General features: G+C 61.2%; 14 protein-coding genes. 7 read left to right on the top strand and 7 right to left on the bottom strand.

The genetic code is table 11. The features are described 5' to 3' along the window. Nucleotides 1-168: 168 nt before the first annotated feature. Nucleotides 169-363 carry a hypothetical protein gene (locus TERRO_RS20210; protein WP_014787575.1) on the top strand — a complete coding sequence of 65 codons (195 nt, stop codon included), beginning with the start codon at nucleotides 169-171 and terminating at the stop codon, nucleotides 361-363. Between the two features lie 59 nt (nucleotides 364-422). On the opposite strand, the gene TERRO_RS20205 is transcribed toward TERRO_RS20210, so the two are convergent. Next, nucleotides 423-1,751 carry a hypothetical protein gene (locus tag TERRO_RS20205; protein ID WP_014787574.1) on the bottom strand — a complete coding sequence of 443 codons (1,329 nt, stop codon included), beginning with the start codon at nucleotides 1,749-1,751 and terminating at the stop codon, nucleotides 423-425. Nucleotides 1,752-1,972: 221 nt separating this feature from the next. Here TERRO_RS20205 and TERRO_RS20200 point away from each other — a divergent pair, with 221 nt between their 5' ends. From TERRO_RS20200 to TERRO_RS20185, 4 genes are all read left to right on the top strand, one after another. Beyond that, nucleotides 1,973-5,440, top strand: coding sequence for a TonB-dependent receptor (locus tag TERRO_RS20200; RefSeq protein WP_014787573.1), 3,468 nt, complete (start codon nucleotides 1,973-1,975; stop codon nucleotides 5,438-5,440). Nucleotides 5,441-5,526: 86 nt separating this feature from the next. Next, nucleotides 5,527-6,102: a DUF4232 domain-containing protein gene (locus tag TERRO_RS22480; RefSeq protein WP_014787572.1), complete on the top strand. Its 576-nt coding sequence runs from the start codon at nucleotides 5,527-5,529 to the stop codon at nucleotides 6,100-6,102. A gap of 29 nt (nucleotides 6,103-6,131) precedes the next feature. Beyond that, a complete protein-coding gene (locus TERRO_RS20190) occupies nucleotides 6,132-7,007 on the top strand; it encodes an LpxI family protein (RefSeq protein ID WP_014787571.1) in 876 nt (291 codons plus the stop codon). A gap of 174 nt (nucleotides 7,008-7,181) precedes the next feature. Further along, nucleotides 7,182-7,742 carry a peroxiredoxin gene (locus TERRO_RS20185; RefSeq protein WP_014787570.1) on the top strand — a complete coding sequence of 187 codons (561 nt, stop codon included), beginning with the start codon at nucleotides 7,182-7,184 and terminating at the stop codon, nucleotides 7,740-7,742. Between the two features lie 180 nt (nucleotides 7,743-7,922). Here the strand turns inward: TERRO_RS20185 and TERRO_RS23540 are convergent, their stop codons facing one another. After that, nucleotides 7,923-8,996 (bottom strand): hypothetical protein, encoded by a 1,074-nt coding sequence (locus TERRO_RS23540; RefSeq protein ID WP_014787569.1) that lies wholly within the window; start codon nucleotides 8,994-8,996, stop codon nucleotides 7,923-7,925. 283 nt (nucleotides 8,997-9,279) lie between these two features. On the opposite strand from TERRO_RS23540, the gene hisS reads away from it, so the two are divergent. After that, the gene (hisS, locus tag TERRO_RS20175) at nucleotides 9,280-10,623 is read left to right on the top strand and encodes a histidine--tRNA ligase (RefSeq protein WP_014787568.1); all 1,344 of its coding nucleotides are present in this window, start codon (nucleotides 9,280-9,282) and stop codon (nucleotides 10,621-10,623) included. A 49-nt stretch (nucleotides 10,624-10,672) separates the two neighbouring features. Here the strand turns inward: hisS and lpxA are convergent, their stop codons facing one another. From lpxA to TERRO_RS20155, 4 genes are all read right to left on the bottom strand, one after another. Beyond that, on the bottom strand, nucleotides 10,673-11,458 hold the full coding sequence (gene lpxA, locus TERRO_RS20170; protein WP_014787567.1) for an acyl-ACP--UDP-N-acetylglucosamine O-acyltransferase: 786 nt from the start codon (nucleotides 11,456-11,458) through the stop codon (nucleotides 10,673-10,675). 2 nt (nucleotides 11,459-11,460) lie between these two features. Next, nucleotides 11,461-12,015 (bottom strand): 3-hydroxyacyl-ACP dehydratase FabZ, encoded by a 555-nt coding sequence (fabZ, locus tag TERRO_RS20165; protein ID WP_014787566.1) that lies wholly within the window; start codon nucleotides 12,013-12,015, stop codon nucleotides 11,461-11,463. Between the two features lie 87 nt (nucleotides 12,016-12,102). Further along, the gene (locus TERRO_RS20160) at nucleotides 12,103-14,931 is read right to left on the bottom strand and encodes a bifunctional YncE family protein/alkaline phosphatase family protein (protein ID WP_157178465.1); all 2,829 of its coding nucleotides are present in this window, start codon (nucleotides 14,929-14,931) and stop codon (nucleotides 12,103-12,105) included. 38 nt (nucleotides 14,932-14,969) lie between these two features. Continuing rightward, nucleotides 14,970-15,842 carry a Nif3-like dinuclear metal center hexameric protein gene (locus TERRO_RS20155; RefSeq protein WP_014787564.1) on the bottom strand — a complete coding sequence of 291 codons (873 nt, stop codon included), beginning with the start codon at nucleotides 15,840-15,842 and terminating at the stop codon, nucleotides 14,970-14,972. Nucleotides 15,843-16,597: 755 nt separating this feature from the next. Here TERRO_RS20155 and TERRO_RS20145 point away from each other — a divergent pair. Then, nucleotides 16,598-17,278 carry a LolA family protein gene (locus TERRO_RS20145; RefSeq protein WP_014787562.1) on the top strand — a complete coding sequence of 227 codons (681 nt, stop codon included), beginning with the start codon at nucleotides 16,598-16,600 and terminating at the stop codon, nucleotides 17,276-17,278. Nucleotides 17,279-17,457: 179 nt separating this feature from the next. Here TERRO_RS20145 and acnA read toward each other — a convergent pair whose 3' ends face one another. Further along, on the bottom strand, nucleotides 17,458-20,289 hold the full coding sequence (acnA, locus tag TERRO_RS20140) for an aconitate hydratase (protein ID WP_014787561.1): 2,832 nt from the start codon (nucleotides 20,287-20,289) through the stop codon (nucleotides 17,458-17,460). Nucleotides 20,290-20,485: the final 196 nt, after the last annotated feature.

Genomic DNA, 20,485 nt, shown 5'->3' with positions numbered 1-20,485 from the left:
CCAAGGTCCTTTTCGAACTCAAAATTTCCTCGAATTCGCGAAATGATATCAAAGCAGAACTTAATCGTTTCGCGGCACCGGCGCGGCGGATTCTGACGCTGAAATCTCAGTCAAGATAGCGGAAATGGGCCAAAAAGCCCTAAACCCACGACTGAGAGTAGGTGCCACGTGTATCTCAACAGCAATCTTTCCAAAGGCCACACGCAGCGCGCGCAGGATCACACCCAGGCGACCCGCCGTGCGTGGGCAAAACCCGAAATCCAGATCGCGCACATGCGTGACGCAGCCAACGGACAGACCGGCACATTGGACGGTATCTTGATCAACATCGGCAACGGCCCGATCCTCGGCCTCGCCTCGTAATCGCGCCTCACAACCCCTGCAAACAAAGCGGGACGGCCTCATAGGCCGTCCCGTTCCCCTTAACGCACATCCAGCGCAACGATCTTTGCAGCGCCGGCGATCCCATTCACGACATCCGTCTGCAGTACCACTTCAAAGTCATGATCTTTCGACGCCGGGCCTAGCTGTCGCTGCAATTCACGCATGCTCTCCGGCGACGCCAGAAACTCACCCGCAGCCGCCGTGCCGCTCATCCCAATTCCTGCTGCCACCATCACCACCTGGCCCAGAGCCTCGCTGTGAACGCGAGCCACCAGCGCATAATCGCGATTCACGATGGTCATCTTGTCATGCAGTCGCACGGACCACTGTCTCGATGCGGGCGAAGTCGCATCGCGTATGTAATACAGATCCGCATCGCTGCCCGCAAACCGGAAGCGCAGAGGCTCCAGCAACTGCAGCGTCCACTGGTTATCCAACCCACCCAGAAAGATCACCGGACCCTCGCGCAGATCGTTCAGCGTCGTGCCCAGGTTCAGCCGCACGCGCACCTGCCGGTGCTGTCGCTCCACCACAGACTCCAGCTTCATCATCGCCAGCACGTCGGAGTACACCACGTTCTCGCCCAGCAATTGGTGGTCAAAGAACGTTCCGGACGCGGGCAGACGCGTGTCCGCCAGATCCAGTGCATGCGCAATCGCCTCCTGCGTGGTGTTGGCCGTGCCGTGGCCGTTCTTCCTCACACTCATAGGCAGGCAAAACGTGATGGGACCATTTGCTGCAAAGACCGGCTGCCATAGAACATCGATCGGCGTTGGCCGCATCATCTGCCAGGCAAAGGCTCCGCCCGCACACAGCAACACTGCAGCGACCAGGCCCACGATCCACCACCGCAGCTTTCGCGAAGCAGGAACAGTGACTTCCGGAGCCGAAGGGACCAGCGGCAAGGCGGTGATCTCCGCTGCCGGTTTCTCCTCGAGGCGGGCGGTCTCTTCCGCCTCGCGGCCCGGCAGAAACTCCGGTATATAGGATCCCGGCGTGAGTTCAATCCGCATCTCGGAGGCGTGCGCCTCCTCGTGGTAGTACTGTGCGATCCGTTTTCGGATCTCCGCGACCGTCACGCGCACAATCGGGTCAGACGCCGTGTCGTAATCCGGCGCACGACCAAACACCTCCACGCCCAGCGTCCGCTCCTTCAGGTGCGGTCCGCGACCCTCCAAAGTCTCTTCGACGATGTATCGCAGCAGCGTCGGGTAGCGACGACTGTTGCGAAAGTGCGTGGAATGCAACAGCTTTTCCATCTGCGCGCGAACGGGTTCTGCCTCGTGCGGCGTGGCAGGTAACAGCACATGGGGATCGTGGGCAGTGGGTAGCATATGGTTCCGCTTCGAAAGGTCGAGTGCGAGCATAGGCGCTTCCTGCACCGATTGACAACCTCTTAACCTCCTCTTTACCTATGCATTTTTCGGCCATTTTCCCGGTTTACCTCTCCGTCCATACCCGTTAGACCTGAACAGTTCTTCTCCTTGCTCAATAGAGTCCGCTGGTCATTACTTAGTCCCTTCATCGCGCGGCGACTGATCGCGAAGTGACGGGAGTAACCAACAAAGCCAGAACGGCAAGGATCACTATGAATCGTTACTCGAACATCTTTCGGAGCAGCCAGACGCGCGCGACCCAAAGCCTCTCCTGTGCGGCCGTAACTCTCATGTTGTTGGGCGGTGCCACCGCGGCCCACGCTCAACTCACTACCGCAGACATCGTCGGGACTGTCACGGACGCAAGCAACGCTGTCGTCGGGAATGCCCAGGTCGAGGTCAAGAACCTGGCGACCAACGAGACCCGCACCGTTACCTCGAGCTCCAGCGGCGACTATGTCGTCAGCAACCTCAAGCCCGGCCATTACAGCGTCACCATCACAGCACCCGGCTTCAAGACCTCATCCACCGCCGACCTCGGGATCGAGGCAGGCGATCGCGCCCGTTCTGACGGCCACCTGCAGCTCGGAAACATCAACGAAACCATCAGCGTCGAAGCGCAGACTCCACTGCTTCAGTCGGAGAATGCGACCGTCAGCACGACGGTCACGGCACAGGCCGTGCAGGATCTGCCGCTCAACGGCCGTAACTACGTCCAGTTGGTGCAGCTCGTCCCCGGCGCGAACGAGGGTCCCGGTAACGGTCTCACCTCGGGTGGACGTCCTGACGATCGTCGCCAGTCCTCCTCCATCTCAGTCAACGGCCAGGACGACACGCTGAACAACTTCACCATCGACGGCTTTGACAACAACGAACGCGTCATCGGTACCAGCGGCGTCCGTCCGAACGTTGAAGGCATGCAGGAGATCAGCGTCCAGACCAACAGCTACGCGCCAGAGGCCGGACGCACCGCCGGCGGCGTCATCAACATCGTCACGAAGAGTGGCGGGAACCAGTTCCACGGCAGCGTCTACGAGTACTTCCGCAACGACATCTTCGATGCCCGCACCTTCTCCCAGAACACCGGCCGCAAGCCGGTATTACGTCAGAATCAGTTCGGCGGCAGCATCGGCGGACCCATCTTTAAAGACAAGACCTTCTTCTTCGGTGACTACGAGGGCCTGCGCCAGGTCATCGGCGTCACCTACAAGAGCACCGTTCCCACCCTCGACGAGTACAACAACATCAACGGCATCAATGGCGGTTCGCCCCAGGCGCTGGTAGCGAATGGTGCGGGCACGGCCGGTCGTGCGATCGACCCGATCGCACTGGCTTATCTGAAGCTCTTTCCCGCACCCAACCAGCCCGGTCTGACGAATAACTATATTGTCAGCCCCAGCAAGACGGCCACCAGCAACCTCTTCGATGTGCGCATCGACCATCACTTCAACGCCAGCAATCTCTTCTTTGGCCGTTACACCTACAACAAGGTGGACAGCACCATTCCCCCGGCACTGGGCACTCGGAACGGTCTGGACATCTCCGGTGGACGTTACATCTTCGCCGGTCCGGCGAGCGATGCAGCGCAGCAGTACGCCTTCGACTACACCCACATCTTCACGCAGAACCTGCTGATCGATCTGAAGGCGGGCTTCACCCGCATCAACAACCTGTCGTTGCCGCTCAACTACGGTAAGAACGCGGCAACGCAGGTCGGCTTCGGGCCGAACATGAACTTCAACGCCACCAGCAATGTGCTGCCGCCCATCTCCTTCGGTCCCTTCGCCGATATCGGTGACGGCGCCTACGTTCCCTTGCAGGACATCGACAACACCTTTCAGTACGCGGCCATCGTCAACTGGACCAGGGGGAACCACAACCTGAAGTTTGGCGCGAGCTACATCCGTCGCCAGGCTCGTAATCTGCAGAGCGCCTTTCCGGGTGGTCAGTATGGCTTCAACCTGATCTCGGACAACGTGTCCTCCACACAGATCCCTGATGCGACCGCCCGCCAGAAGAAACAGCAGGATAACCAGCTGGCAAGCTCACTGGTTGGCGCCTTTTCCTCGGAAGGCCGTAATTACAACCTCAACACGCCCGACTACCGCACCTATGAGCCGAGCTTCTTCGTGCAGGACAGTTGGAAGGCGATGCCAAACCTGACCGTGGTCTACGGTCTGCGCTACGACTTGTTCACCCCGTTTACTGAGGCACATGGTCACATCTCGAACTTCGACTTCAACCAGGCTCTTACGCTGAACTCGACCAACGTAGGTCAGGCTCTGAAGGTTCCGGGTGTCAACGGTGTCGACGGCCACGCGGGCATCGGTGTCGATCACAGCAACTTCGCACCGCGTGTCGGCTTCTCCTTCTCGGCGGCGCCGAAGACCGTGCTGCGCGGTGGCTATGGACTCAGCTTCTTCCCCGGCAACTACACCTCCAACGCCGATCTGAAGAATGCTCCGTTCGTCTCCGTCTACTCCCCCAACTGCGTCTCCAGCGTCGGTTACCAGATCCAGAGACAGCAGGGCATCGCAGCCAGTGCGTCCAACCCGGATTGCGCCACGGTTGCCGGTGCAATCCCGACGTTTGACGCGGGCCTGCCCTTGCCCGCCGCGCAGACGATCAACAGCCCGGCGCTCTCCTTCACCGCGGAAAGCCCGAACTTCCGTTCCGCGATGATTCAGCAGTTCAATCTGCAGGTGCAGCAGCAGTTTGGCGCCAACGTCCTGACCATCGGTTACGTCGGCAACATCGGTCAGCACCTGCCGCAGACCATCAGCGACATCAACGTTCCCAAGCCCGGTAACTCAACCATCCCTATCAGCCAGGGCGGTACGTCCAGCGCACGTCCTCTCAACGCGGTCCTGCCGAACCTGGGCGGTGTCAGCTGGATCATCAGCGAAGGCATCTCCAACTACAGCGCGTTGCAGGTCTCCTTCCAGCGTCGCTTCGTGCACGGCCTGTCGTTTGACGGCAACTACACCTGGGGCCGCGCGGCAAACGATGTCACTGGCTTCTCGCAGGAGGGTGCTCAGGGCGCGTACAACGCAGATCCGACGCGCATTCGCCTGATCGACTACGGCCTTGCGGAGAACAACATCAAGAACCGCTTTGCTCTCTCGCTCAACTACGCCATCCTGGATGGCCATCACTACAGCAACGCCTTTGAGACGTTCGCACTGGGCGGCTGGCAGATCAACACCATCACCGTGTGGCAGGGCGGCAAGCCCGTCTCCATCCTCAACAGCAGCTCTGCATCCCTGCCCGGTGACTCCGGGTATAACAACCGCGCCACTCCCATCAACAACGGCGGTACCGATCGTCCCAACCAGATCGCCGCTCCGGATCTTGGCACCCACACGAATGCCAGGTACTTCAACACGGCTGCTTTCGTTCCGCAGCCGCTGGGCACCATCGGTACCACGCAACGGAATAACGTCTTCGGTCCGCACTTCCGTCACATCGATCTGTCGCTCTTCAAGGACTTCCGCGTCACGGAACGTACCAAGGTACAGTTCCGTGCGGAGAGCTTCAACATCTCCAACACACCCAGCTATCAGTTGACGCAGGGCAGCGGCAACGTGCAGCTTGGCAACTCAGCCTTCGGTACCGTCACCGATGCCGACTCCAACTACACGCCGCGACTCTACCAGTTCGCACTCAAGCTCAACTTCTAACTTCTGTACAAGTTGTGTCACTGGCCTCCTGCCGGATAGCGCAACTGCTGTCCGGCAGATTTTTTACAGGCCGCATCCTACAGACCATGAAGACATTCACTTCGATCACGGCCATGGCTTTACTGGCAGTCGTAACCCAGGGCTGCGGAGAGAAGGCAGCGCAACCCGCGCGCGCCGTGCCGACTGCCGCCTTGAAGGCACCAGCGCCGACCGGCGATTGCGCTGCGAGCGAGATCAAGCTGACCTTCGACGGTCGCGACGGCGAATACACCGGCATGTCCCACGACGGAACGCTGATGGTCCTGCGCAATACCAGCGCCCGAACCTGCCGTGTGCCCAAGCGCCCGCAGCTCACATTCACAGACGCCGCGGGCAAACCCGTCGCGGTACAGGTCAACGTGCCGCGCGGCATGCATCCCGGCCCGGTGCTGGTGCCCGTCACTCTCGGGCCCGGCACCACTGCACAGTCCACGCTGCGCTGGGTCGTGGGCCCCGTCTACGACAAGAACACCTGTGCCGACACAGCCCGAGCCTCCATCACCCTGCCCGGCGGCCAGGCCTCGGCCAACCTGCACATGCACGTCTGCGGACAGACAGGCTCGCCCCTCGAGTTCGAAGAGGAGTGGCTGCAGCTCTCCTCCGAGGCAAACACCCAGGGGTAGGCAGTCGTCGACGCGGTAGAGTCTTTGTTGTGGAGAAGCAAACAGACAAGCTGGGATTGATCGCAGGCAACGGCAGTTTCCCGTTCCTGCTGCTGGACGCTGCGCGTGCCCGAGGGCTGCATGTGGTCGTCGCCGCCATCAAGGAAGAGACCGATCCGGAGATGGACGTGCGCGCCGCGAGCGACTCCGGCATGGAAGTGCACTGGATGAGCCTGGGAGAGTTATCAAGGCTCATTGAGACGTTTCAAAAGGCGCACGTTCGCAACGCCGTAATGGCCGGACAGGTCCGCCACAAGCAGATCTTCTCCGCCATCCGCCCCGACTGGCGACTCGCAAAACTACTCATGAATCTCCGCACCCGCAACACCGACATGCTGCTGGGAGCGATTGCGAAGGTCCTGAGCGATGAGGGCATCGAACTCATCAGTTCCACCGCATATCTTGAGCCAATGCTGGCAAAGTCGGGTGTGCTGACGCAACGCGCGCCAAACGAAGTTGAGCGGAACGACATCGCCTATGGCCTGACGGTCGCACGTGGCATCGCCGGTTTTGACCTGGGGCAAACCGTCGTCATTGCGGCGGGAGCGTGCGTCGCAGTCGAGGCGATGGAGGGCACGGACGCAACCATAGCCCGCGCCGGCGCGCTGATGGAATCGGTCGAAGAGGAATCATCGACACTGGCCAGGTCGCTGACGGTCGTGAAGGTCGCGAAGCCAAAGCAGGACCTCCGCTTTGACGTGCCCGTCGTCGGTGTGCCCACCATCCGGGCGATGGCAGCGGCGGGCGCAACCTGTCTGGCGATTGAAGCCGGGCGGACGCTGCTGTTTGATGAGGCTTCGATGCTGCGCGAGGCGGATGCTGCCGGGATCGCCGTGGTTGGTGAAGCGAAACCAGCAATGGTCTAAGTCACACCGCAGCTTTACCGCGGCACTTCAAAGACTTACCCAATCTTGCGCGTTTGCGCTTCCCGCAGCATGTGGGCTGAGTCATACTGATCACCGATTGCAAAAATAGAGCCGCGGCGGCGTGTCCTGCCACGGCTCGAAGCAAATGATCGAACGGGCCAAGGGAGATTCACCATGCAGCGTGCAGGATTGTGGTCGATGGTAGTGGTTGCGGTGCTGGCAGTGGGTGCCACCGCGCGTTTGGCAATGGCAGCGGGCGCAGGCGCCATGCTGGAACCGGGCGCTTCCGCGCCGAACTTCACGCTGCCCTCGCAGGAGGACAAGCAGGTGAGCCTGTCGCAGTACAAGGGCAAGTGGGTCGTCCTGTACTTCTACCCGAAGGATCAGACGGCCGGCTGCACCCTGGAAGCGCATAACTTCCAGCGCGACCAGGCTCTGTATGACAAGAATAACGCAGCAATCCTGGGCGTGAGCCTGGACACCGCTGAGAGCCACAAGATCTTCTGCACCAAGGAGAACCTCACCTTCAAGCTTCTCGCCGACCCGGAACACAAGGTCGTCGACGAGTACGGCGTCCCTGTGATGGCGATGGGACCGATGAAGGCCGCCAAGCGCGTGACGTACCTGATCTCGCCCGCGGGCAAGGTCGTTAAGGTATGGCCGGATGTGAAGGTCGCAAACCACAGCGAGGAAGTCCTGGCCGCGATCGCAGAAGCCAAGGCTGCAAAGTCGTAAGCTACGTTTTCGAAAAAGTGCAGGGCGAGCCTCCGGGCTCGCCCTTTTGCCTGCCCTGCTACTGAATCTTCTTCAGCGTGATCGACCTCGGGACGCAAAAAGGCCCGGAGCCTCAGGGATGAGGAGCCGGGCCTTTTTGCTTGCCTTAACTTCAGTGGTGCGGGTTGGGGAAGAACCGGATTACTTGGTGGCCTTCTTGGTTGCCTTCTTCGCGGTGGCCTTGGTTGCCTTGGTGGCCGTCTTGGAAGCTGTCTTCGAAGCCGTCTTGGTCGCCGTCTTTGCAGACGTCTTCTTTGCTGCGGTCTTCTTAGCAGGAGCCTTCTTGGCCACTGTCTTCTTGGCTACGACCTTCTTGGCCACAGCCTTCTTTGCTACGGCCTTCTTGGCCACAGCCTTCTTTGCAGGAGCTGCTTTCTTCGTTGCCAAAGTTTTGCCTCGCTGGTTGGATTTTGCCGCCTTGCTGCTGACGACCTTGCCACCACGTTTCGTCACCGACGGTTTCGTGGCAGACTTCGTTGCACCGGACTTCTTCGCGGGAGACTTCGTCACGACGGCTTTCTTCGTGGAGGTCTTCTTCGCGACAGTCTTCTTTGCTGGTGCGGATTTCTTCGTGACCACAGGCTTTGCTGCTGTCTTGACTACTTTCTTCGCAGCCTTCTTCGCGGGTGGCGGAGGTGGCGGCGTCTTCTTGGCTGCCTTCTTCGCTGCGGGTGGAGGCGGCGGAGGTGTTTTCTTAGCAGCCTTCTTGGCCGCGGGCGGCGGAGGCGGTGGCGTCTTCTTGGCGGCCTTCTTCGCTGCAGGTGGCGGCGTCTTCTTCGCTGCCTTCTTGGCCGTGGCCTTCGCGGGCGCTGCCTTCTTGGCCGGCGTGGGAATGCTGCTCAGCGTGGTCGCAACGGGAATCTCTGCGACGCTCTGCTCAGGAACGACGGACTCTTCGTCAGCCGGGGTATAAGGATCCACCTGGCTTGAGGGCGGCGCCTTCAGCGTGGCCTCTTCCGCATGGTGCTCGCTATGCAGCATCTTGTCGCTGCCCTCGGCGTCGGTGTCGTCATCGCGATCTTCTTCATCGTCGATGTCGTCTTCTTCGTCATCCAGTGTGACGTCGTCATCATCATCGTCCGAGGTCGTGGTGACTTCGTCCTCTTCGTCTTCGTCGTCGTCGAAGTCCTCGTCGGCGTCCTCTTCGTCGAGCTCCGGCTCGTCGTAGTCGTCCTTGGGCGCGGCGTAAAGCTTCAACTCTTCATCGAACATCATGGTTCAACCTCCAGCTACCGATGCAGGTAGGATGCAACAAACCCAGCGGACGCATGAGGCAATCGCAGACGAATGACACGATTGCAACACAGCAATATGGTGCACCGCAGATGGTGCAATGGCAAGAAGAAGTTTTCCGTGCGAGCAGAATTTGGTTCTGCTGCTTCTTCGTACAGCACCGCAGTTGTTGTCCGCGTTCTGCGCACAACGTTCTATCGCAACTGTAGCTCGCTTGCATAGCCTGTGCGCATACGTACTTTGTGCCATTCGCTAAACTGAACAGATGGCCCCGATCGTCAAAGCAATCCGCGGCACGCGTGACCTGCTGCCCCCTGAGACTGCCCTGTGGAATCGTGTCGAACGCACGGCACGCGATGTCTTCGCACGCTACAACTTCGGCGAGATCCGCACACCCGTTCTTGAAGCGACCGAGCTCTTCGCACGCGGCGTTGGCGAAGAGACCGACATCGTCAGCAAAGAGATGTACACGTGGGAAGACCGCGCACGCGCTGCAAGCGAGAAGGCCCAGTCACTCACGCTGCGGCCCGAGAATACAGCCGGTGTGGTGCGCGCCTACATCGAGCACAAGCTGGGCGATACGGGCCAGTTGCAGAAGCTGTACTACATCGGCCCGCAGTTCCGGCGTGAGCGCCCGCAGAAGGGCCGCTACCGTCAGTTCTTCCAGATCGGTGCAGAGGTCATCGGACCTGCAACCAGCGGCAGCGAATCACCGCTGCGCGATGCGGAGATCCTGGAGATGCTTGCCACGCTGCTGGACGAGCTTGGTATTCCACGCGCGAGCGCGGAGAACGAGTACAAGGGCTGGCGCCTGCTGCTCAACTCGGTTGGATCGTCGACTGATCGCCCGCGTTACGTTGCCGCTCTGCGCGAGGCGCTGCTGCCGGTGAAGGATCAGATGTGTCCCGACAATCAGCGGCGTGCCGAGACGAATCCACTGCGCGTGCTCGACAGCAAGGACGAGGCCGACCAGGAGATCATCAACGCTCTGCCGAAGATCGCCGACTATCTGGACGAAGCATCGACGCAGCACTTCAACGAGGTGAAGGCTGCGCTGGATGCCTGCAGCGTGCCGTACACGGTGAACCCGCGACTGGTGCGCGGTCTCGACTACTACACGCGCACGACGTTTGAGTTCACGGTGGACCTGGGTCTGGGCACGCAGAACGCGCTGCTGGGCGGCGGTCGCTACGACGGTCTGAGCGAGATGCTGGGCGGCCCCAAGGCTCCGGGCATCGGCTTCGCTATCGGTGAGGACCGATTGATCCTGACGCTGCAGGCGCTGGAAGAAGCTCGCGTCGCTGCTGAGGGTGAAGCAGACGCTGCGAAGATCGACGCCTACATTGCACCGCTCAGCCCTGCGCAGAACGCCGCTGCGCTGGCGCTGGCACGCACGTTGCGTACCGGTGGACTGAGTGTTGAAGTCGGTGACGGTACCTTCCGTCTGAAGAAGAGCTTCGACGCTGCAGACCGTGTGGCTCGCAGCATCGTCATCCTGGGCGAGGATGAGGTCAGTGCGAAGTCTGCAACGGTGAAGACGTTCAGCACAGGCGACCAGGCGAAGGTTGCGTTTGAGGATCTGCCGCAGGCATTACGCGGTAAGGTGTAGTGCGGACCCCACGTCTCACAGGCGAGATGTGGGGTCCGCTTCTGCAGATTTACTTGATCACGCCGCGCTCGCTCTTCGCAATGAACTCGGCGAGGTAGCCGACGCGCTCCCCGAACTCGCCCGCAGCGATCTTCTCGCGGATGGCTTCCAGCGCCTGCGAGGTATTCATCTTGTTGTTCTGCAGCAGGCGGTAGGCGGCACGCAGCTGCTTGATCTCTTCCGGCGTAAAGCCGCGACGCTCCAGCCCAACCTTGTTGATGCCGAAGGCTCGGTTCTCACGGCGGACGCTGGTGAGCGAGTAGGGCATCACATCCTGCGTGATGGTCGTTCCGCCGCCGATGTAGGCATAGGCGCCGATCGTGCAGAACTGGTGCACCGGTGCGTTGGCGCTCAGGACCGCATAATCCTCCACGATGACGTGACCGGCAAGCGTGGCGCCGTTGGGCAGGATGCAGCCGTTGCCAATGTGCGAGTCATGGCCGATGTGGACGTAGGCCATGATCAGGCAGCCATCGCCAATGGTCGTCTCGCCGCCGCCGCCTGCGGTGCCGCGGCTGATGGTGATGCTCTCGCGGAAGGTGTTGCCGTTGCCGATGGTCAGCCTCGTCGGCTCGCCCTTGTACTTCAGGTCCTGCGGGCTGCAGCCGAGGGAAGTGAAAGGGAAGACGCGGTTGTCGTCGCCCATGGTCAGGTGACCGTCGAGGATGACGTGGCTCACCAGTTCGCAGCGCTCGCCCAGCACGACGTTCGGCCCCACGATGCAGAAGGGGCCGACGGTGCAGCTCTCCGGCACCACGGCGCCGGCGGCGACAATCGCGCTGGAATGGATGGGCATCGTTAAACCGCGGCCTCGGGAAGTGCGGTCGCGTCCTGCTGCGGGTTCGATTCGCCGACGGTGGTTGGGGCGGCTGGGGTGGTCGGCGCGGCAGCGGGAGCCGTGGGGCGCGGTACGAGCTGGCACATCACCGTCGCCTCGCAGGCGACTTTGCCGTCCACGGTGGCGACGCCATGCATCTTCACCGCGCGCGAGCGCCACTGCAGAACAGTGACCTCAATGCGGAGCTGGTCGCCCGGCGTTACGGGCCGGCGGAACTTCGCGCCGTCGATGCCGGTGAAGACCATCAGCTTGTTTTCGCGGTCGGGGATCTCGTTCAGCAGAAGGCATCCGCCGGCCTGCGCGATCGCTTCCACGATCAGCACGCCGGGCATCAGCGGGTAGTCCGGAAAGTGTCCGGTGAAGTGCGGCTCGTTCGCCGTCACGTTCTTCAGGCAGACGATGCGCTGCTTGGGATCCACGTCAATGACGCGGTCGATCAGCAGAAACGGGTAGCGGTGCGGCAGCAGCTTCATAATCTGCTGGATATCCATCACGGGGGCGTGGCTTTCACTCATGGCTCCCAGCAGTATAGTTTGCCGGGGTGCCGGAGTTACGACGGGTGCATGAACCGTCGACCGCAGCCGCGTGACGAACCCACGCCGCTAGTCGTCGTCATCGTCCTTGTGGGCGTCCTTCGGATGCAGGATCATCTGCGGCACCGCCGCGGCATTGCCCATGGCATCCTGCCACAGGATCACGTTTAGTTTGCGCGGGTCGGCCCGGTCTTCGTGGGTAAAGTCCATCTTCGCCGAGGCCTTCGCACCAATGGCCTGGGGGGTGTTCGCGGTGTAGATCAGTTTGTTGTCGCGATTGCTGTAGTCGGCCGTGAAGGGCTCAGCGGAGCCGTCGCCGCTGAAGATCTGGATCAGCGGTGCGGAGGCATCGTTGTTGTTCATGGGCGGCAGGCCCAGCAGGTCTTCCATGGTGCGCAGCACGCTCACGGTCGTGTAGAAGGTGTGATCGACCGTCGCGCTGGGGCCGTGCGGTGCGTACTTGCTGGCGATCAGAGCGATGCTGCGGTGCGCGTCCACGTGGTCCGCGCCGTCCTGCGCATCGTCTTCCAGCGCAAAGATTGCAGTGCTGTCCCACAGGTTACTGTGCGAGATGGCATCGACCAGCCGGCCAACGGCCAGATCGTTGTCCGCAACGGAGGCGCGCGGCGTCGGGCTGCCGGCCTTGGTGCCCGCCGTGTGGTCGTTGCCCATGCGCATCATGATGAAGTTCGGCATGGTGTCGTGGCCCGCTGCCAGATCACGCTTCCACTGCTCCACATGGTTGCGAAACTCTTCGAAACGAAGCTGTTCCGGGAATTCGAGTCCGAAGTCCGGGTAGAGCGGATCGTAGTGGTTCTGGAGTTCGGGCTTGGTCGCGGTGTTCTTTGCGATCAGCGGAATCGGCCAGGGGTAAGGGCTGTTGCCGCCGCCATAGTTTGTGGGGATGGGCTCGCCAGGCAGAATCGCCGTGCGCGGGCAGCCCGTCGCCTGGCCTTCCGGAGTACCCAGCAGCGGGCTCTTGTCTTGCGCGACGTGCTTGTCGGTGCAGAAGTCGGTGTTGATGAATTCGCCGAAGTTCATCAGCGTCTTGCCGTGCCGCGCGACGTTCGTCCAGATGTAGCCGCTCGCCGGCTCGTTGACGTCACTGATGCCTTCAGCCAGCGGATAACCCTGCTCGACGACACCCTCGAAGTCATACATGCGCTCGCCGCCGCGATAGCTCTGCTGCCAGATGCGTTCGGTGTAGTCGCTGGTGATCCCTGCGGTCGACCATACGTGGCCGTTGCCGGAGACCTCGCCGGAGTCATAGAAGTTGTCGAGTACGCCGTACTGCAGCGCCAGCTTGTGCTCGTTGGGCGTGATGCTCTTGCCGTACATGGTCAGCGACGGCTCACCGTTGCCTACACCCAGGTCACCCAGGATCTGGTCGTAGGTGCGGTTCTCTTTGATGATGTAGATCACGTGCTTAATGGGATTGGCGCCGCCCGCGAAGCGCAGATGCTCCTGCGCCGCGTTCATGCGGTTGCTGGTCATTACCGCAGCCGACAGCTTCGCCAGGTCCGGCATCGCCTTTGTCAGATCGATGGACGCCACGGAGCCGTAGAGCAGCGTGGCGATGTACGCATGCGCGCGCGGCTTAAAGACCTTTGCCGCTGCCGGATCGTGCGGCGCTGCAGCGGGCGCCGCGTTCGGCCCGGTGCCCTTGCCCTTACCGGTTGCTACGAGCAGATGGCCTGCGTGCACGGTGACGGCGGTGGGGAACCACTCGGTGGGGATGAAGCCTGCGGCGATGGCGGGTGTCTTCGGGCTCAGCTTGTCCGTGGTGTGCAGTACTGCGATGGCGTTCGAGCCGGAGTTGGCGACGAAGAGTTCCTTGCCGTCGTTGCTGAAGGCCAGCGCAGAGGGGATTGCTCCGAAGAGAGTCTGGCCGGGCAGGCGCGTGTCCCATGTGCCCAGCAGCTTCATGCGTGTGCCGTTGAGGCCCACGGCTGCGACGGCATCGCGGTTGGCAAGCGCGACGTACAGCCGCGACTCATCCGCGCTCAGATGCATGGCCGCCGGGTGGGAGCTGGGATCGATGGGTCGCGCGGGCGGCATCAGCGGGAGCGTCTGCACCGTACGACCACTGACAAGATCAAGCTCGGCGACGGCAGAGCCATTCCAAAGACCTACAAAGGCGCGGCGGCCGTCGCGGCTGACCGCGATGCTGATGGGGTAAGTCGAAGGCACGACCGGACTGCTGGCCAGGTCGAAGCGCTTCAGCGTTGCGCCGGTGGCCGTGTCCATCAGCAGCACGTCATCGGAGTAGTCATCGGCGATCAGCAGCCGGTCGGCGGCGCCGTTCTTACCCGGGACGATCGCGAGGCCGGTCGGTACGGGGATCGCCTTGCCCTTGGGTGTGTCTGGGTTCAGTTCATTCTGCGTGCGACCCGGTGCCAGCGTCTGCAGTGGCACTTTCAACAGGCGTTCCGGCGTGATCACGCCATCGCGAAAGCTGTAGACGGCGATGGCGTTGCCGGTGGCCTGCTTGCCCTTACCTTCCGGATCGGTCAGGGAATCCAGGCTGGCATACAGGTGTGTGCCGTCCGATGAGAAGACCAGGCCCGTATAGAGCGTCTGCGGCATGTCGCGCGCGGTCCGGTGCTCCGGGAAGTCTTGTACCGCGTCGGTCGCCGTGTTGATGATGGCGATGGACTGCAGGTAGTCGCTCTCGGCGGTGCCGTAGCCACCGTTGACGACGGCGACATAGCGGCCGTCCGGCGAAGTCACCATGGCCATGGGGAGGCTGTTCAGGCGCTGCGGCGCGCCCAGTACCGGCAGCATCAGCTGCTTGCTGGATGGCAGGTTCAGGACCGTCTGCGGCTGCTGCGCGATGACAGAAGGGACTGCGAGCGAAGCTGAGAAAAGGGCTGCGGTGACGACACGCTGGGGACGCATGTCGAGCATGATACTCAAGCCATATGAAACTGGTATTCCTATCGCTTGGGTGGCTGCCCAGAGAGCCAGTAGGGCTCTCCCGCTGGAATGAAATCGATGTTCGTCTCGTGGAAGACCGTCTTCAGCCAAACGGCACAGTTGTCCATGCCGGGCTCTTCTGACGTGTAGTGCCCCAGCAGGATCATCGCCTTCCTGCGTCCCTGCTGCACGGCATCCAGCGTGTAGGAGATCGTCTCCCACTCAGGAATCTCACCAGCCACCAGCACCTCGACGTCGTCCCGCTCCAGAGCCTGGATCTGCCGTGCCTCGCCGGAAGCTCCCGGCGCGTAAGCGGCCTTGGTGACCTTCATCTTCGGATCGCCAATCACGCGCACAATGCGATTGCCCATCGTTGCCGCAAGCTGTTTGGCCAGTTCGGCGACGGTGATCGTCGGCACGGTAAAGAGGTACTGGTTGTCCGCATGCTGGTATTGCTTCCAGCCAGCCTTCTTCACCCAGCCCTCTGTAATGCCATCCGGCTTGCGTGCGTGCCAGCCGTCATGCCAGCGAAAGATGACGAGGCCATGCTCTTGGATGTAGGCCATCTTTTCGGCATAGACGGGATCGTTCTTGAACATGGTGTCCGCGTCCTGATGGTTATAGAACGTCGGCTCGTGCGTGATGATCAGGTTGTCATGCGCGGCGGCGGCCTTGCGTAGCACCTCCATGGTGGGCGCGATGACCGTCGCAATGCCGGTGACGACGGTGGCCGGATCGCCCGCTTTAATGGTGTCCACCGTGTTCGGAACCGCCGTAACGCCCGCAGCCTCACGCATCTTCGCGATGGCCTGTTCCGCGGTGAGGGACTGTTGGGCTTGCGCTGAGAGTGCCAGTACGAACAGAGCGAGCGAGACAGGGCGAAGGCTTGGCATCGAGGACAGTGTCGTCCTGAGTGACACCCGATGACAAGGGGGCAGGGACAGTAGTGAGAGAAGTCGACTCCCGATTGCAAATCCCCGCTCAGTTTCCGAAAACCCCGTTTTCTGGAATCCATGGCGGCCGCGCTAGGCGAACTGACGGTGAGTCGCTGCAGATCACCTAGCTTTTGAGAACCAGATGCCCACGTCGTTATCGATGAGAAGTCTGATCTCACGGTCATGGATCTCAATCGGGTAGCCCGAGTTATCTAACAGGACTCTTGGTCCGTTGCTCCCGCCACTCCATATTCGCCAGTTCCCTGTGGTCTCAGTTTTAGGCTTCGAAGAGCCGCCTTGGACAAGATCGTATTTCCCATCAGGCTGGAGCCTCAGGTGATCTGCGTTGTGATCACTCGCTTTGTTCTCCGGATCTTCAGATATGTAGACATAATCTCCAACCACAATGCCCGACGTGATTGGTTGCTGGGCATGTTTACACCCTGCGCCGACACCGAATGACGCAAGGATAACGAAAGACAGGAACCTGTTCCTCGAATTCGGCATGGCCCATCATCTCAACGGTCGCTTGCGATGTGCAAGAAAACCTTTTACCCGGAAAGTCTGGTTTTCGGAAAAAGGCGGCTGTGGGCTTTCCGCAAACGCCGTTTAGGGAGTAGCTGACTTCTAACGATAAGCCGACTTCTGTGGAGTTGGTGGGAGCGTCAGCGGAGGCCACCTTACCTCAAGGTCGCCGTAGTAGCCTTAGTCCCATGCACCGAGTCCTATTGCTGATCTTACTGACAGGATCGATTCGAGCTCAGAGCGCTCCGGACGCGATGGAATTGCTCCAAAGGGCGAAGAGCTTTGGAGAAAATACGCGGAGTTGGAGAGCCGAAGCCGTCCAGACGATGCAGGTTTCTGGGCCTGGGTTGAAGCTGGCAAGCACCGATATTCACATCAAACTAGCCGCTGAAGGCCCGCTGAAAATGAGCAGAGTCAACAGCGGGGATGACCGAACAACGATGGTCTGCGACGGAACCCAACAGTTCTATTCAGGGGATGGAGGGCTGAGCTATTACTTGAATGAAACGGGCGGACAGTGCAGCTTTCCACTCATGTCCTTTTACGAGCCATCGCTCATGAACTTCATCGTACCAAGCAGCAATCAAGCGTCTTTGTTCGTTGTCGGCGATGATTACGTCCATCTCGCGGATAGCGAGAGGCGTTGTGTAGTCGTCCGCATCGTGTTGGAGCAGGCCGTTCGCACAATGTGCATAGACCCTATTCGACCTGTCATCTTGCGAGATGTGGTGGAGATAGAGAACAAGGCAAACGGCTTTCGATCGTCAACCACAACCACCTTTCTGAGTTTCGAAGATCACCCCAACTTCACCCCAGACACCTTCCGGATCACAATTCCCGCCGCAGGCTACAGAGCACAACGCCCCTGACGTAACGGGAAGGTGCCCGTTCCATCGAAAGTCGGGTTTTCGGAAACTGAGTGGACTGCGAACGCTAATGCCGTTCCCGTCGCTAGGTGAACTTTCGGCGTCGTCGGTTTGTATAACTTTCTTCGCAAGACAAGGGCCCGGATTGCTCCGGGCCCTTGTCTTGCTGCTCTGTGATTGGGTTACGCCTTACCGGCCAACTGGCGCAGCACGTACTGCAGGATGCCGCCGTGCTGGTAGTAGAGGATCTCCTGCGGTGTGTCGATGCGGACGGTTGCGGGGATGCTCGTGACCGTGCCGTCCGCGTGCGTGGCTTCCACGGTGATCTGCTTGCCGTTGGCGAACTTGCTGTCCAGCATGTCCTTCAAGCCGGGAACCGAGTAGGTCTCCTCGCCGGTCAGGCAGAGCGACTCTGCATTCTCACCGTGCTGGAACTGCAGGGGAAGAATGCCCATGCCGACCAGGTTGCTGCGGTGAATGCGCTCGTAGCTCTCCGCAATGACGAAGCGGATGCCCAGCAGGCGCGGACCTTTCGCAGCCCAGTCCCGCGACGAGCCGGAACCGTACTCCTTGCCCGCAAGGATCGCGAGCGGCGTGCCGCGCTTGGCGTACTCGACTGACGCGTCGTAGATGGACATGCCGGTGCCCTCAGGGAGGAGGCGTGTCACGCCGCCTTCGGTACCGGGAGCCAGCTTGTTGCGCAGGCGGACGTTGGCGAAGGTTCCGCGCACCATGACCTCATGGTTGCCACGACGCGAGCCGTAGCTGTTGAAGTCGCCGGGCTTCACGCCGTTGTCCGTCAGGTACTTGCCGGCCGGGCCGTTCAGCTTGATGCTGCCCGCAGGCGAGATGTGATCGGTCGTAACGGAATCGCCAAGGACGGCGAGCACGCGTGCATCGTGGATATCGACCACGGGAGCAGGCGTTGCCGGCATGCCGTCGAAGTACGGTGCCTTGCGGATGTAGGTGGAGTCCGGCTCCCAGCCGTAGACATCGCCCAGCGGGAACTTCAGGCTCTGCCAGTTCTTATCTCCATCGCTGACGGTCGAGTACTGCTTGCGGAACATCTCGGCGTCGATAGAGTCGGCGACGGTCTTGTTGACCTCTTCCTGCGTCGGCCAGATGTCCTTCAGGAAGACCGCGGTGTGATCCGGCGAGAAGCCGATGGGCTCCTTGTCGAAATCGAAATCGATCGTGCCAGCAAGTGCGTAGGCTACGACGAGCGGCGGGCTCATCAGGTAGTTGGCGCGAACGTCAGAGTTGATGCGGCCTTCAAAGTTGCGATTGCCGGAGAGCACCGACACGGCGACCAGACCGTGATCTTCAATGGCCTTCGACACATCGGTGGGCAGCGGTCCGCTGTTGCCGATGCAGGTGGTGCAGCCATAGCCGACGGTGTTGAAGCGCAGCGCGTCCAGGTACTGCGACAGGCCAGCCTTGTCGTAGTAATCGGTCACAACACGCGAACCCGGCGCGAGCGAGGTCTTGACCCACGGCGGGGTCATCAAGCCCTTCTCGACAGCCTTCTTCGCCAGCAGACCTGCCGCGATCATCACGTAAGGATTGCTGGTGTTGGTGCAGGACGTAATGGCCGCGATCACAATGCTGCCGTGGTGCAGGTACGGTTCGACATCGATGCCCAGGCGTTCCTTGACGGAACCGATGGCTTCCAGGCCCGTCTCCAGGTGACCGGCCTTGCCGGGTTCCGGCATGCCCACCGTGGATTCAACCGAACCGTCTGCGGACGAGTGGCCGCCTTCGCCCTGCCACCGCGTGAGTTGGCGATCACCCTTCACGTTCGCGTTAGGGCCGTAGAGCGTCGGCAGCACCTTGGCGAAGCTCTCCTTCGTCTGCGACAGCGCAACGCGATCCTGAGGACGCTTGGGGCCGGCGACGGAGGGTTCCACGGTAGCCAGATCGAGTGCAAGTGTGGAGCTGTACTCGGCCTCGGGAGCGTCCGCAGTGTGGAACATGCCCTGTGCCTTCTGGTACTCCTCCACCAGATTTACCTGGTCTTCGGTGCGGCCGGTCAGGCGCAGGTAGGTCAGCGTCTCTGCGTCCACAGGGAAGAAGCCGCAGGTCGCGCCGTACTCAGGAGCCATGTTTGCAATCGTCGCGCGATCGGCCAGCGGCAGTTCGCTGATGCCCGAACCGTAGAACTCGACAAACTTGCCCACGACACCATGCTTGCGCAGCATCTCGGTCACGGTTAGCACCAGGTCGGTCGCGGTGGTGCCCTGACGGAGCTTGCCCGTCAGGCGGAAGCCCACAACCTGCGGAACGAGCATCGATACCGGCTGGCCCAGCATGGCTGCCTCGGCCTCAATGCCACCTACGCCCCAGCCGAGCACGCCCAGGCCGTTGACCATGGTGGTGTGGCTGTCCGTGCCGACCAGCGTGTCCGGATACGCAACGTTGTCCTGCGTCGTGAAGACCACGCGTGCCAGGTACTCCAGGTTCACCTGGTGGCAGATACCCATGCCTGGCGGTACCGCGCTGAAGTTGTCGAAGGCCGTCTGACCCCACTTCAGAAAGGCGTAACGCTCGCGGTTGCGCTGGAACTCCAGCAGCGAGTTCAGGTCGTACGCGTTCTTCAGGCCGTACTCATCCACCTGCACCGAGTGGTCAATGACCAGCTCTGCCGGCTGCAGCGGATTGATCTTCTGCGGATCGCCGCCGAGCACCTTCATGGCATCGCGCATGGCGGCCAGATCGACGATGGCGGGAACGCCGGTGAAGTCCTGCATCAGCACGCGCGCGGGCATGTAGGCGATCTCGCGGCTGGGTTCGGCGGCGGGCTGCCACTTCGCCAGGAACTCGATGTCGTCGGCAGTGACGGTCACGCCGTCTTCCCGGCGAAGCAGGTTCTCCAGCAGAACCCGCAGGGAAAAGGGCAGGCGCGAGAGCTCGATGCCCCGCTGGGCCAGGGAATCCAGGCGGTAGTAGGTGTAGCTCTTGCCGCCGCTCTGTAGTGTGGCGCGTGATTCGAAGGTGTTCAGGGAAGTGGTGCTCATAGTGTTGTCAGATCCTCAAACGAGCCGGTGAAGGCGCGTGGGCTGGCCGCAGACACTGTGCTTCACAAAGCGCGAAACGTGGCCCAGGCGGCGTGGTGAGAAAGAGTAGCAAAGGGAAGTGAAGTGTGTGCGACGGGCGTCGCTAAACGGCAGTGCGGCCGCGATCATGCTTGCCGTGACGAAAGCGCTTCAACCT

This window comes from Terriglobus roseus DSM 18391, from assembly GCF_000265425.1.
In the GTDB taxonomy this organism is placed as follows: Bacteria; Acidobacteriota; Terriglobia; order Terriglobales; family Acidobacteriaceae; genus Terriglobus; species Terriglobus roseus.
The sequence above is the reverse complement of the archived record's forward strand: the minus strand, read 5'-3'. Positions and strand labels throughout refer to the sequence as shown.

Excerpts from the sequence above, each read along its gene's own strand:
- TERRO_RS22480 (WP_014787572.1), top strand. The coding sequence starts at position 5,527 with ATGAAGACATTCACTTCGATCACGGCCATGGCTTTACTGGCAGTCGTA.
- lpxA (WP_014787567.1), bottom strand. The coding sequence starts at position 11,458 with ATGCCCATCCATTCCAGCGCGATTGTCGCCGCCGGCGCCGTGGTGCCG.
- TERRO_RS20160 (WP_157178465.1), bottom strand. The coding sequence starts at position 14,931 with ATGCGTCCCCAGCGTGTCGTCACCGCAGCCCTTTTCTCAGCTTCGCTC.
- TERRO_RS20185 (WP_014787570.1), top strand. The coding sequence starts at position 7,182 with ATGCAGCGTGCAGGATTGTGGTCGATGGTAGTGGTTGCGGTGCTGGCA.
- TERRO_RS20155 (WP_014787564.1), bottom strand. The coding sequence starts at position 15,842 with ATGCCAAGCCTTCGCCCTGTCTCGCTCGCTCTGTTCGTACTGGCACTC.
- TERRO_RS20205 (WP_014787574.1), bottom strand. The coding sequence starts at position 1,751 with ATGCTCGCACTCGACCTTTCGAAGCGGAACCATATGCTACCCACTGCC.
- fabZ (WP_014787566.1), bottom strand. The coding sequence starts at position 12,015 with ATGAGTGAAAGCCACGCCCCCGTGATGGATATCCAGCAGATTATGAAG.
- TERRO_RS20200 (WP_014787573.1), top strand. The coding sequence starts at position 1,973 with ATGAATCGTTACTCGAACATCTTTCGGAGCAGCCAGACGCGCGCGACC.
- hisS (WP_014787568.1), top strand. The coding sequence starts at position 9,280 with ATGGCCCCGATCGTCAAAGCAATCCGCGGCACGCGTGACCTGCTGCCC.
- TERRO_RS20145 (WP_014787562.1), top strand. The coding sequence starts at position 16,598 with ATGCACCGAGTCCTATTGCTGATCTTACTGACAGGATCGATTCGAGCT.
- TERRO_RS23540 (WP_014787569.1), bottom strand. The coding sequence starts at position 8,996 with ATGATGTTCGATGAAGAGTTGAAGCTTTACGCCGCGCCCAAGGACGAC.
- acnA (WP_014787561.1), bottom strand. The coding sequence starts at position 20,289 with ATGAGCACCACTTCCCTGAACACCTTCGAATCACGCGCCACACTACAG.